This is a genomic window from Desulfovibrio sp. (genome assembly GCF_014803725.1).
Classification (GTDB): Bacteria; Desulfobacterota; Desulfovibrionia; order Desulfovibrionales; family Desulfovibrionaceae; genus Desulfovibrio.
The window spans coordinates 1-12,506 of record NZ_JAAVBE010000032.1; the positions used below are offsets into that span (position 1 = coordinate 1).

General features: G+C 55.1%; 15 protein-coding genes. All 15 read left to right on the top strand.

The window, feature by feature from the left end; translation table 11 throughout:
• Window positions 1-95 precede the first annotated feature (95 nt).
• Window positions 96-371, top strand: a complete 276-nt coding sequence (locus tag HDR50_RS11330; protein ID WP_291358296.1) for a BrnT family toxin — start codon at window positions 96-98, stop codon at window positions 369-371.
• Window positions 337-645, top strand: coding sequence for a BrnA antitoxin family protein (locus tag HDR50_RS11335; protein ID WP_291358297.1), 309 nt, complete (start codon window positions 337-339; stop codon window positions 643-645). The genes HDR50_RS11330 and HDR50_RS11335 overlap by 35 nt, the downstream gene beginning before the upstream one ends.
• A gap of 24 nt (window positions 646-669) precedes the next feature.
• On the top strand, window positions 670-1,560 hold the full coding sequence (locus HDR50_RS11340) for an AraC family transcriptional regulator (RefSeq protein WP_291358299.1): 891 nt from the start codon (window positions 670-672) through the stop codon (window positions 1,558-1,560).
• Window positions 1,561-1,761: 201 nt separating this feature from the next.
• Window positions 1,762-2,493 (top strand): carboxymuconolactone decarboxylase family protein, encoded by a 732-nt coding sequence (locus tag HDR50_RS11345; RefSeq protein WP_291358300.1) that lies wholly within the window; start codon window positions 1,762-1,764, stop codon window positions 2,491-2,493.
• A gap of 16 nt (window positions 2,494-2,509) precedes the next feature.
• Entirely contained in the window at window positions 2,510-3,550 is a 1,041-nt protein-coding gene (locus HDR50_RS11350; RefSeq protein WP_291358301.1) for an alpha/beta hydrolase, read from the top strand.
• A 53-nt stretch (window positions 3,551-3,603) separates the two neighbouring features.
• Window positions 3,604-4,113, top strand: coding sequence for a cupin domain-containing protein (locus HDR50_RS11355; protein ID WP_291358303.1), 510 nt, complete (start codon window positions 3,604-3,606; stop codon window positions 4,111-4,113).
• Window positions 4,110-5,171, top strand: a complete 1,062-nt coding sequence (locus HDR50_RS11360; RefSeq protein ID WP_291358304.1) for an alpha/beta hydrolase — start codon at window positions 4,110-4,112, stop codon at window positions 5,169-5,171. Before HDR50_RS11355 ends, HDR50_RS11360 begins: the two co-directional genes overlap by 4 nt.
• A gap of 11 nt (window positions 5,172-5,182) precedes the next feature.
• The gene (locus HDR50_RS11365) at window positions 5,183-5,719 is read left to right on the top strand and encodes a flavodoxin family protein (RefSeq protein WP_291358306.1); all 537 of its coding nucleotides are present in this window, start codon (window positions 5,183-5,185) and stop codon (window positions 5,717-5,719) included.
• An 85-nt stretch (window positions 5,720-5,804) separates the two neighbouring features.
• Window positions 5,805-6,704, top strand: a complete 900-nt coding sequence (locus tag HDR50_RS11370) for an alpha/beta hydrolase (RefSeq protein ID WP_291358308.1) — start codon at window positions 5,805-5,807, stop codon at window positions 6,702-6,704.
• A 9-nt stretch (window positions 6,705-6,713) separates the two neighbouring features.
• On the top strand, window positions 6,714-7,808 hold the full coding sequence (locus HDR50_RS11375; RefSeq protein WP_291358310.1) for an alpha/beta fold hydrolase: 1,095 nt from the start codon (window positions 6,714-6,716) through the stop codon (window positions 7,806-7,808).
• Between the two features lies 1 nt (window position 7,809).
• Entirely contained in the window at window positions 7,810-8,655 is an 846-nt protein-coding gene (locus HDR50_RS11380; protein WP_291358311.1) for an oxidoreductase, read from the top strand.
• A complete protein-coding gene (locus HDR50_RS11385) occupies window positions 8,655-9,287 on the top strand; it encodes a flavodoxin family protein (RefSeq protein WP_291358312.1) in 633 nt (210 codons plus the stop codon). The genes HDR50_RS11380 and HDR50_RS11385 overlap by 1 nt, the downstream gene beginning before the upstream one ends.
• 56 nt (window positions 9,288-9,343) lie before the next feature.
• Entirely contained in the window at window positions 9,344-10,354 is a 1,011-nt protein-coding gene (locus HDR50_RS11390) for an SMP-30/gluconolactonase/LRE family protein (protein ID WP_291358313.1), read from the top strand.
• A gap of 82 nt (window positions 10,355-10,436) precedes the next feature.
• The gene (locus tag HDR50_RS11395) at window positions 10,437-11,429 is read left to right on the top strand and encodes an aldo/keto reductase (protein WP_291358315.1); all 993 of its coding nucleotides are present in this window, start codon (window positions 10,437-10,439) and stop codon (window positions 11,427-11,429) included.
• A gap of 20 nt (window positions 11,430-11,449) precedes the next feature.
• On the top strand, window positions 11,450-12,301 hold the full coding sequence (locus HDR50_RS11400) for an aldo/keto reductase (protein WP_291358317.1): 852 nt from the start codon (window positions 11,450-11,452) through the stop codon (window positions 12,299-12,301).
• The last annotated feature ends 205 nt before the right edge of the window (window positions 12,302-12,506 follow it).

Below are 12,506 nucleotides of genomic sequence, written 5' to 3' on the forward strand. Positions count from 1 at the left end.
ACCCAAGACTATGAGTAAACCCGACCATCGGCGCAAGCAGCATTGACAATAGGAATAATTTATATTAACTATTTTGTAGTAACAAAAGGGACGGCATGAAATTTGAGTGGGACGAGACCAAGAACAGGCTCAATAAAGCAAAGCACGGCATCAGCTTTGAGGTTGCAGCGCGTGTATTTACTGACCCGTGGAGAATAGAGTACTACGATGAGGCACATAGCACTGAAGAAGATCGCTGGATAACTATTGGTATGGTCTGTCCTGCAATTTTGATTGTTATCTATACTGAACGTAAAAATGGAGAATATCTCCGTCTTATTTCAGCGAGGCTAGCCAATGAAAAAGAACGACAGGCATATCACCAATTTTGAGTTGGATATCGACAATCCGCCGCCGCTCACCCCAGAGCAGCAAGCGGAACTTGAGGTACTCTCCGCCAGACCGGAAAGCGCCATCGACTATTCGGAAATCCCTCCCATTGAGGATACCAGCCGCTACTATCGCCCAATCAAGAAAATGACGACTATCCGCCTCGATGCTGATGTCTTGGCGTGGTTACGTTCGTTTGGTAGCGGTTATCAGACGAGAATAAATGCCATTTTGCGCCGTGAGATGCTCGCTGCAAAGGAGCATCCCCACGCGTAACCAGAGCGAAACAGGATGACTGGCATGGAAACTAAAAAGACTTTCCTCAAGCTTTTGCGCGATGAGCTCTTCTCCTGGCTTCCCACTCAGCAAAGGCTGGCAACCGCCATTGATGGCCTGATGCTCACACGGATTGACCAGCAAACATCTCCAGAAAAATGTCTGTATTATCCAATGATTGCGCTGGTCGTACAAGGGGAAAAACAGGCTTTTTATGGTGAGCACGAAATTTTATACGGCGCGGGTGAATATGTAATCCTGGGCAGCGATATGCCCGGCATTTTTCATATTGTAGAGTCGTCACCGGAGCATCCCTTCCTTTCCCTGTCCATTCGGCTTGACGCCCGCATCCTCGCCGGGCTCAGCCTTGAAGACGGCGGCGACCTGCCGGCCGGACAAGGGAACGACAGCGCCATAGGCAAGGAAAAGGCCTCGGCGGACATCCTGCTGGCCTTTTACCGCCTTGTCCGCCTCCTGAAAGAGCCTCGGGGCATCCCGCTCTTCGCGGGCCCGGTCATCCGCGAGATCCATTATGCCATCCTCAAGGGGGGCCTCGGCAAAAAGCTCAGGCTCGCTATCACCCCGGGCACGAGGGACCACAGGATAGCCCAGTCCATTGCCTGGTTGCGCGGCCACTTTGCCGAGGCCTTTTCCATGCCCGGGCTGGCCCGGCAGGTGAACATGGCCCCCTCCACCTTCAACCGCTGCTTCCGCGAGACCACGAGCATCAGCCCCCTGCAATTCCAGAAACGCCTGCGCCTCTACGAAGCCCAGCGCCTGATGCAGCGCGAAGGGCTTGACGCCCGTTCCGCCTCGCGGCGCGTGGGCTATGAAAGCGAGGCCCAGTTCTCACGCGAATATAAGCGGCTATTCGGCCAGACGCCCGGGCGCGACTCGTCCCGAAGCCTGGCCTGAACTCTCCCTTTTGCCGCATTCCTTTCACAGGCTTTTTGCCCCGGGGCTTCCGAGGCATAGCCTGCTCTTATTCCGCGCCTGGAAGCTCTCAACTTTGAGCGAAACAGGTAAACAAAAATAGCGAATTGGGTATTCGCTTTCGAGCCTGTTGGAGTATCATCCCCCTTAAAGATTTGCATCTTTTGGGAGGAAGTTCCTGTTATGCTTCTCAAAAAAAGTACTGTGGCGTTCCTGGTTTTTCTGGCAGTGGCGGCATTTTCGGTTATTCAGGCAAGGAGCGAAGTCATGAATTCCGGGCTGACCATCCAGCAGCAGGCCATCATCCCCATAGCGGCATTCGCTGCCAACGGCGATACTGAAAAGCTGAAATCCGCACTGGAAGACGGCCTTTCCGCCGGGCTTTCCGTTAACGAAATCAAGGAAGTCCTTATCCAGCTCTATGCGTATGCGGGCTTCCCGCGCAGCCTCTCCGCCCTCAATGTGTTCCTTGACCTGCTCGACACGCGGAAGGCGGCGGGCATCACTGACAAGGTGGGTCCTGCGCCGCATGAGCTCCCCGCGGATGCGGAAAGGCGTGCCATCGGGACAAAAATCCAGACGGAGCTTGTCGGGCACTCTGTGAGGGGCCGGATATACGAATTTGCGCCCGCCATGGACACGTTTCTGAAAGAACATCTTTTTTGTGATATTTTTTCACGGGGTGTTCTCTCCTGGAAGGATCGGGAACTCGCGACCATTTCCATTCTGGCAACGCTTCCGGCCCCTGCGCAGCTCGCTTCCCACTTGCGCGTGTGCCGCAATATCGGCATGACCGAAACGCAACTGAAAGAAGCGGCGGCTGTGCTGAAAGCCAGGGTCTCTGAAACGGCTGGAACTCTTATGAACGACCTGCTGGAAAAAATGTATTCAGCGGACAGAAAGGAAGGCAATTAACATGAGGAGCATGAAAATGGCAGCAATGGCAATGGGTGTGGCGATGGCAGCGGCGAGCCCGGTTTTCGCGGCCCAGGAGAATCCCTTCGGGCTTGTGTACGCCAACGCCATCAAGGAGAACGTGCCGGGCAAAGTGCAGATACATCCCGTGAACTATGAGCTGAACGGGATAAAGATTGCCGCCAATGTCTATACGCCGCCACAGTACAAGGCGGACGGCAAGTATCCGGCCATCGTGGTCGCGCATCCCAATGGCGGGGTTAAAGAGCAGGTCGCAGGAGAATACGCCCAGCGCCTCGCGGGCGAGGGCTATGTCACCATTGCGGCGGATGCCGCGTTTCAGGGGGCGAGCGGCGGCGAGCCCAGGCATACGGACAAACCCTATTACCGCACGGAAGATATCCGCGGCATGGTGGACTTCATCAGCACCTATCCTGGCGTCGATGCCGACCGCATCGGCGTGCTGGGCATTTGCGGCGGGGGCGGCTATACGCTCAACGCCGCCAAGTCCGACAAGCGGTTGAAGGCCGTCGCCACCCTGAGCATGTTCAACTCCGGCAAGGTGCGGCGCGACGGCTTCATGGAAAGCCAGCTCTCCACGATTCAGGAACGCCTGAAGCAAGCGGCCGACGCCCGCGAAAAGCGCGTCAGGGGCGGCGAGATCGAACTTTCCGGCAATGTGGATTTTGATGCCCTTACCGTTGAAAAGATCGCCAAAATCCCCACCGATCTCTATCGAGAAGGCATGATCTATTACGGGCGCACGCATCGACACCCCAACTCCACCTTTGCCTACACCACCGAAAGCCTGATGGATCTGATGCCCTGGGACGCCACCGACCAGATCGAGTTGATAAACGCTCCTCTGCTGATGATGGCGGGCGACAAGGCAGACACCCTCTACATGACCGAAGAAGCCATCGGCAAGGCCACGGGCGCTAAGGAGCGGGAGCTCTTCCTGATTCCGGGCGCGACCCACATCCAGACCTATTATGTGCCTGAATATGTGGATACGGCCATGGGCAAGCTCAAGGAATTTTACGGCAAGAACCTTTAGCCTTCCCGGCCCCTGTCCTCAATGTTTGGGGGCGGGGGCCCCCAAGAAAACGCATGAAAACGCTCATTGTTCTCTGTTTTTTGGTCGTGGCCATCCTCGCCCCCCATATCAGCCCCGCAGACGACAGCAGCGGGCAGACGGTCATTCGCGCGGGGAGCGTGCCTTCAAAATCCGTTGGCGCTGAACATTTCACAGGCCGCGTGCGCACCGACCAGGGCTTTAAGGCGAGCGCCCCGGCCCGGCATTACGGGGCGACCGTCACCTTTGAGCCGGGCAGCCGCACGGCGTGGCACACCCATCCCCTCGGCCAGACGCTCATCGTCACTTCCGGGCGCGGCATCACCCAGGAATGGGGAAAAGAGCCCACCGTCATCCTGCCCGGCGACGTGGTCATGTGCCCGCCCGGAGTAAAACACTGGCACGGGGCAGCCCCGGATACGGCCATGACGCATCTCGCCATCAGCGAAAGCGCGCCTGGAATGGCAACCCAATGGGCCGACAAGGTTTCGGATGAGGAATATGCGAAAGCGGCGGAAAAAGCCCTGAAAGGAGTTGCCAGATGAAAATGGCGGGTATCGCTCTTTGCTGCTGCCTTGTCCTCCTGAGTTCATATTTTTGCCCCTGCGACGCGGATGCGGCGGACACCTCCACCATGCAGCTTCTGGAACAAAAAAACTTCCCGACCTTTGAGGTTCCCGCAGGCGTCCATATCTACCGCGTGAGTTTCGACAACCAGTACGGCATGAATCTCGTCGGTTATCTCTTCATGCCGGATAAATTGGAGGGAAAGGCGCAAGCCATCGTTATCGGGCATCCCATGGGTGCCAGCAAGGAGCAAGCCGCCGCAGTCTATGCCGCACAGCTGGCGGCCAAGGGCTTTGTGACCCTTGCCATTGACCAGCAGTTTTGGGGCGAGAGCGGCGGAAACCCGCGCCACGCCATCGCGCCGGATCTGTATGCAGAAGCTTTCAGCGCGGCGGTGGATTTTTTGGGGACAAGGGATTTTGTGGACCCGCAAAAAATCGGCATTCTCGGAATTTGCGGCAGCGGCAGCTTCGTCATCAGCGCCGCCAAGATCGACCCGCGCATGAAAGCCGTGGCCACGGTCAGCATGTACAATATCGGTGAGATGCGCCGCAGCGGCCTCAATCAGTCACAAAGCCCTGAGCAGCGCAAGAAGGTAATCGCCGATGCGGCGGCTGCCCGTTACGACAATTTTCTCGGCAAAGAAAGGCCGCTCACGGGCGGGGCGCCCTTTTCCATAGATGACAACTCTCCGGCCCCTCGCAAGGCATCCTATGCGTTTTATCGTGGCAGGGGCGCGTTTCAGCCTGCCCATGAGACGCCGGAAATGAACACAAGGTCGGACAAGGCGAGCAACGCGGCCTTCATGAACTTCTATCCGTTCAATGATATTGAAACCATTTCGCCGCGTCCAATGCTGTTCATCATGGGAGAAAAGGCCCATTCCCAGCCCTTCACCAAAGACGCCTACGCCAAGGCCGCTGAACCGAAGGAGCTTTTCATCGTCCCCGGTGCAGATCATTTTGACCTGTATGACAAGCTGGACGTATTGCCCATCGACAAGCTGGCGGAGTTTTTTGGTGCCAGCCTGAAATAACGGAGCAAAGGATGAAAAAAGTGCTGATACTCGCGGGCAGCCCGCGCAAGAATGGCAATTCCGCCGCCCTATGTGCGGAATTCGCGCGCGGCGCGGCGGAAGTCGGCAACGATGTGGAACTCCTGTATCTGCGCGATAAAAAAATCGCATACTGCAACGCCTGCTACTATTGCAAGAATCACGACGGGCATTGCATCATCAAGGACGACATGGCGGAAATTTTGGAAAAAATGAACGATGCCGATGTTATCGTCATGGCCAGCCCGGTCTATTTTTATTCCATCGACGCGCAGATGAAAACCCTCATTGACCGCACCGTCGCCCAGTGGCTGAAAATCCGCGGCAAGACCTTCTACTACATCATGACGGCTGCTGAAGACAGCGCCTGGGTGATGGACTGCACACTGGAGTGTATGCGGGGCCTTGCCAAATGCCTTAAGGGTTCTAGCGAGGGCGGCGTCATTTACGGCAAGGGCGTGTACGCGCCGGGGGAAATACGGGAAAAGCCCGCCATGCGTGAAGCCTATGAGATGGGCAAATCCGTGTAAAATTGCGACGACGCTGCTGCTCCTGATGATATCGGGCGGCATGGCGGTGTCCGCAGCGGCCAACAGAGATAGAGCTACTCCAATCATGGAAGAAAAAGCACCAGCTTTTCTATCGGGCAAGAACACCGTTGCTGACCTGTTGGCGCATTCGGCCCTCAGGGACTTTGCCGTACATATGCTGCCGCGCACGGAGGATGCGCAGGGGAATGGGAATATGCGCCTTGACGCTGTCGCCACTCTGATGCCCTGGCATTCCCATGTCCGACCCGAGGTCATTCTTTCTGGCATCAACCGCCTCATCAGCGATGCCGCCAGTGGCAAGCCCGTATTTTATTCCTTTTCCGACGACGCAGCCGTCCGTGACCAGACGGGCCTCTTTTTTTTCAGGGGGAAACCCGGTGCGCCCTTTGCCCTGATATGTCCTGGCGGCGGTTTTCGCTATGTCGGCTCCTTGCACGAAGGCTATCCCATTGCGGACATTATCAGTAGACATGGTTTCAATGCCTTTGTCCTGCAATACCGAACAGGCGGTGAAAGCGTTGCCTGCGCGGACATGGCGCACGCATTGAGCTGGATATTCGCCAATGCCTCCACGCTCGAAATCAGCGTCAATGGTTATTCTGTCTGGGGCGGTTCGGCGGGCGCACGCATGGCAGCGGATTTGGGGGCGTATGGGGCCAGGCGCCTCGGCGGCGCTGATGTGCCGAAGCCCTCGGCGGTGATCATGGCCTATACGGGTCATGATTGGATGACCCCACAAGACCCGCCGACCTTTTCTGTCGTCAGCATGGACGACCCCATCGCCGACTACCGCATCATGCAGGCAAGAACAAAGGCGCTCAAAGACGCGGACATTGATGCGGAAATCCTTCTCGTCAGGCACGCGGGGCATGGATTCGGCGTCGGGCACGGCACGGATGCCGAGGGTTGGGTCGAAGCTGCCCTGCGCTTCTGGGAGCGGCAACTTTCCCAATTTCGCGATTGAGGGGGAACCATGATCAGCGAGAGGACAAGGAACAGCCTGTGGAAGAAAGGCGTGACTATCTGCCTTGGCCTGATAGTCATTATCGGCTTCACGTCCGTTTCGGGCGCTGCGCCGCTGAGCATTGAAAAGCAGGGGAGCTTTGCGGTGGGCGGTACGGTAGTGGAGGCCACGGAACCCTACGACCCGCGCCACCCCACCCCCCAATCACAAACCCTGCATGGTGACCATGCCAATGTGAATTACCAGATTCCCGTTGATGCCAAAAAGCCCCCGCTGGTCTTTCTTCACGGCGCAGGCCAGTCCATGCGCACCTGGCAAAGCACTCCTGACGGGCGCGACGGCTACCAGAATATTTTTCTGGGCAAAGGCTATCCCGTCTATCTTGTCGACCAGCCCAGGCGCGGAGATGCCGGTCGTTCCACAGTAAAGGGAGAAATCCCGGCCACTCCTGATGAGCAGTTCTGGTTCGGCCAGTTCCGGCTGGGCATATGGCCCGACTTTTACGCGGATACACAATTCGCGCAGGGCGAGGAAAACCTCGATCAATTTTTCCGGCAAATGACGCCCAACACAGGCCCCTTTGACGCCGGGCTTGTGGCGGATTCCCTGAAAGCCCTTTTTGGCCGCATTGGCGACGGCGTGCTTGTCACCCACTCTCAGGGCTGCGGACCTGGCTGGCTCGCCGGGATGGGCAGCGGAAACATCAAGGCCATCGCAGCGTATGAGCCGGGCAGTGGCTTTGTCTTCCCTGAGGGGGAAGTGCCGGAGCCGATTGACAACGCGAGCCCATTCTCACCGCTGAAAGCGTCATCCGTTCCGAAGCAGGAGTTTATGGAACTGACCCGGAAGCCCATTGTCATTTTTTACGGAGACAACATCCCCTCGGATCGCGTCGCGGAGCCGCACAAGGACTACTGGCGAAGCGCCAGGGAAATGGCCGGAAAGTTTGTCGATGCCGTGAACAGGCATGGAGGGGATGCCTGTATTATCAACCTGCCAGACAGGGGTCTCACCGGCAATACGCACTTTCCCTTTTCTGACAGGAACAACGAAGCGGTCGCAGAAATTTTTGAACAATGGCTCAAACAGAAGGGGTTGGACTGAGATGGCAGACACATGGTTGGTAACAGGCTGTTCCTCGGGCCTGGGGAAAAATCTTGCGACCGTCGCGCTTGAGCAGGGCAAGCAGGTCGTGGTGACCGCAAGAGACGTGCGAAAACTCACGGAGTTCGCGGAAAAATGGCCCAAAAGCGCACGCATCCTTCCTCTGGACGTGAATGATGCGACAAATGTCCGGAAAGCTGTTGACGCAGCCATTGAATATTTTGGCAAGATTGATGTGCTGGTGAATAATGCCGGGTACTGTCTGCGCGGAGCCGTTGAAGAATGTACCATGGAAGAAATCCGGAAAGAGTTTGACACCAACTTTTTTGGCGCAGTGCGCACCATTCAGGCAGTTTTGCCTCATATGCGCAAGGCGCGCCATGGCATGATCATCAATTTTTCCTCCATTGCGGCCCTCAGCACTTCCGAAGGTTCCGCATTCTACGGCGCGGCCAAATGCGCGGTGGAAGGCATGTCCGACGGACTCCGCAAGGAGGTGAGGCCTCTGGGAATCAAAGTGATGGTCGTTGAGCCAGGTCCTTTCAAAACGGACTTTTTTTATCGCTCCATAGACGTCAACACGAATGATATTGCGGATTATGCCGAAACCGCAGGCAAACGCAAGGTTCGCCTTGAAAATCCGGAAGATTCCGGCATCGGTGGTTGGGGAGATGTGCGAAAAGCGGCAAAGGTCATCATCCGGGCAGCGGAAAGCCCGGAGCCGCCTTTCCGGCTCTTGCTGGGCTCGCTTGCCGTCAGGATGGGCGAAAAGTTCGCGGCGGAGAGGGCACGTGAAGTGGAAAGCTGGAAGTGGTTGAGTGTGCAGACCGATATGGAGGAAGCGTGATGAAGATCATCCTTGTTAATGGAAGTCCGCATCCCAGAGGGTGTACATATACGGCTTTGTCAGCCATGAAGCCAATTTTTGAGGATGCCGGGATTGAAACGGCACATTTCTGGATTGGCAACAAGCCCATTGGCGGCTGTATTGATTGCCGGAAATGCGTTGATACTGGATTTTGTGTCTTCAACGACAAGGTAAACGAATTTCTTGAAATCGCAGCCGAATATTCGGCATTTGTTTTTGGAAGCCCGGTTCATTGGGGCGCGACGAGCGGCAACATGAAATCCTTCATGGATCGCGCCTTCTTCGCGGATTTTTGCGGCAATAAAGGCCGATTCCTCTTCAAGCCCGCCTGCTGTGTCGCCTCGGCGAGACGGAGCGGCCTCGTGGCCGCCACCGACCAGATGAACCGCTACTTCTCGCTCTCGCAAATGCCCATCGTGACCTCCCGCTACTGGGATGGCGTGCATGGCATGACTCCCGATGAGGTGCAGAAGGACAAGGAGGGCGTGCAGACCATGCGCTTCCTTGCCAGAAATATGGCTTGGCTTGTCAGGGCGCTGGATATGGCGGCGCGTAACGGGCTTGTCTTCCCCGAGCAGGAAAAAGTCACCTTCACCAACTTCATTCGTTGAAAAAAATTAGGGGAAATATGCCACCATTTCATCAAGATAACGGACTTGGAAAGGCAATGAAAGGTAGCCTTGTGATATGTATCACGCTGGTGTTTTTAAGTGCGACAATATCTGTCATGGCCGAGAACGTTGTCACGCAAGGTCTTACTTATGAAATAGCCGATAAAAATATTGTCCCAATACCTCCGTTTGAAAAACAGTTACGGAGTGTTGTGGCTACCCACCTAAAAGAGGTGACACCAAGCGCCAATGTCCTTGAGGGGGCTATTTTCGATGACAACGGGAATCTGTATTTCACTGAAATAGGCCCGAACCGGGTTTTACAGCTTGATAAGAAAGGGAAACTCAATACGCTGGCCAAATTTGAGGATTTCATGCCAACGGGACTTGCCTTTCTCCCAAATGGACGTTTGCTGGTATGCGGTAATACGGACGGCGCAAGCAAAGGTGCTATTTATTCCCTTAATCCGGACGGCCGCGATCTCCAGGAAGTTCTCAAAGCGGATGAGGGATATATTCCAAATGACATGGCCGTCAATTCCAAGGGGGGGATATATTTTACTGATTTTAAAGGCACAATGACAGACACCGCGGGTGGAATTTATTATATTCACCCTGGATTTGAAAAAATCGAAAAAATTGTTGGGAATATGGCAAACGCTAATGGCATAGCGCTATCTCCGGATGAGAAAGTGCTTTGGACCGGTGATTATGGGCGCTCGATCCTTTATAGAATAGATTTATTTGATGATACTCATTTTGATCGTATTCATTCCACTCCTGTCTATTACTTTACGGGCCGAGGCCCAGATTCAATGCGTACGGACTCTGATGGAAACCTTTACGTTGCGATTATGAGCCAGGGACGCGTGCTTGTCTTTAATCCACGGGGTTTGCCTATAGGACAGGTTCTCTTACCGAACAGAGAACAAGGACATAACCTTTATTCTGCAAGTCTCGCCATCAAACCCTCTTCTCGAGAAATGGTTATACTTGCCATGGATGATCTTGACAAAAGCAGCAATCTTTTTTTGTCAGGGGCTTTTGCTCAGGGCAAGTACAAATGAGCCTCCACAAAATGTGGCAATACATTTCAGCATGGCAAAACAGCTAAATACCATTTCAATATTCTAAGGAGAGATATAACTGATGTATAAAAGAAATCTTGGTAGTTCACTGTCTGTTTCAGCAATCGGCTATGGCTGCATGGGACTCTCGCATGCGTATGGATATGCCGTTGAAAAAGAAGACGCCATCCGGCGCATCCATGAAGCTGTGGACATTGGCTATACCTTCTTTGATACGGCGGAAGTGTATGTGGGCAAGTATGCGGATGGTTCCCCCTCCATCAATGAGGAAATCGTTGGCGAAGCCTTGCGTTCGCTGCGCCACAAGGTCAGCATTGCCAGCAAGGGGGGCATTGGCCTTGATACGGATCTTAAAATAACGCCACGTTCGCAGCCGCGCGAGCTTCGCAAGTCGTTGGAGCAAAGCCTGAAACGCTTGGGCGTTGAAACCATCGACCTCTATTACCAGCACAGGATGGACCCGGCGGTGGAGCCGGAAGTCGTGGCAGAAGCCATGCGGGGATTTATCAGGGAGGGAAAGATCCGCTTCTGGGGCATATCCAACGCCTCGGAAGAATATATCCGCCGTGCCCATGCCGTTTGCCCTGTGGCCTGCGTGCAGCTCCGCTACTCCATGATGGCCCGCTGGAATGAAAAATTGTTCCCCGTGCTTGAGGAGCTCGACATCGGCTTTGTGGCGTACTCTCCGCTTGCCAACGGCTTCCTTACCAGCGCCGCCAAGGGCGATCCAACGTTTGGCGGCAGCATGGATTATCGCAGCAAAATGCCCCAATATTCGCAGGAGGGCCGGGAAAAGGCGCGGCCGCTGCTTGAACTGATTGAAACCTTGGCAACGGAAAAACACGCGAGCCCCGCGCAAATCTCACTTGCATGGGTGCTGGCGCAGAAACCGTATATCGTGCCCATTCCGGGCAGTTCCAAAGCGGAACGTATCAGGGAGAATGCCGAAGCGGTCACGATCACGTTCACACAGGAGGAGCTGAAGAAGATAGACACGCTGCTGGGCGCCCTGAGTGTTCCGATTTTTGGCGAACAGGAAAAAAATGGTTTTTAATCCCTTTCAGGAGTGGTGATATGAAAGAATTGCGTTTGAACGACGGCAATCACATCCCGGTGGTGGGATTTGGCGTGTTCCTCATTCCCGCTGACGGCTCGACATACAGGGCCGTAAGGGAAGCCCTGGACGTTGGCTACCGCCATATCGACACGGCAGCTGCCTACTTCAACGAGGAGGAAGTGGGAAAGGCCGTGCGCGATTCCGGCATCCCGCGCGAGGAAATCTTCATCACGAGCAAGCTGTGGCTTCAGGATTACGGCTATGAGGCGTCGAAAAAGGGTGTCCGCGCTTCCCTCGACAAGCTCAAGACGGGCTGGATCGACCTCTATTTGCTGCACCAGCCCTATTTTGACGTGGTTGGCGCGTGGAAGGCCCTTGAGGAGGCGAAAAAGGAGGGCCTCATAAAATCCATCGGCGTGAGCAACATGACGCCGAACCTCTGGAAAAAATATGTCGGTGAGTTCACCACCATTCCGGCGGTGAACCAGGTGGAGTGCAACCCGCTCTTCCAGCAACGGGCACTGAGGGAGTTACTTGCCCCGGCGGACGTGAAGATCGAGGCATATTATCCCCTTGGTCACGGCGACAAAAAACTGCTGGAGAATCCCGTCATCACGGCGCTCGCGCAAAAATACGGGAAAAATCCCGGGCAAATCATCCTGCGCTTTGAAGTGCAGGACGGCCTCATCGTCCTGCCAAAGTCCACAAACCCGGCGAGAATTGCGGGAAATATAGAGATCTTCGATTTTGAACTCACAGCGGATGAAATGTCGAGCATCCGCAATCTGGATACTGGCCGCGGAACGCATGATCCTGAAACCCCAGGAATGGGGGAAGCACTCCTCGCAAAGTTTAAAATCCATGATTGAGCTGAGAACTTGCACCTCTGTGACCTAAGGTCTCAGGTTCAAGCTGGATTGAAACAAAGCCCCCTTGGTAATCCGGGGGCTTTCTTTGACCCCTCCCCCAAAAACAGGTCCATTGAAAAGTTAGTGTTCCTGGCATAGGAGCACTTCCATGAAACGGAGTCGATTCAGCGAAGAGCAGATCATCGGGATTTTGCGTCAGGCAGAG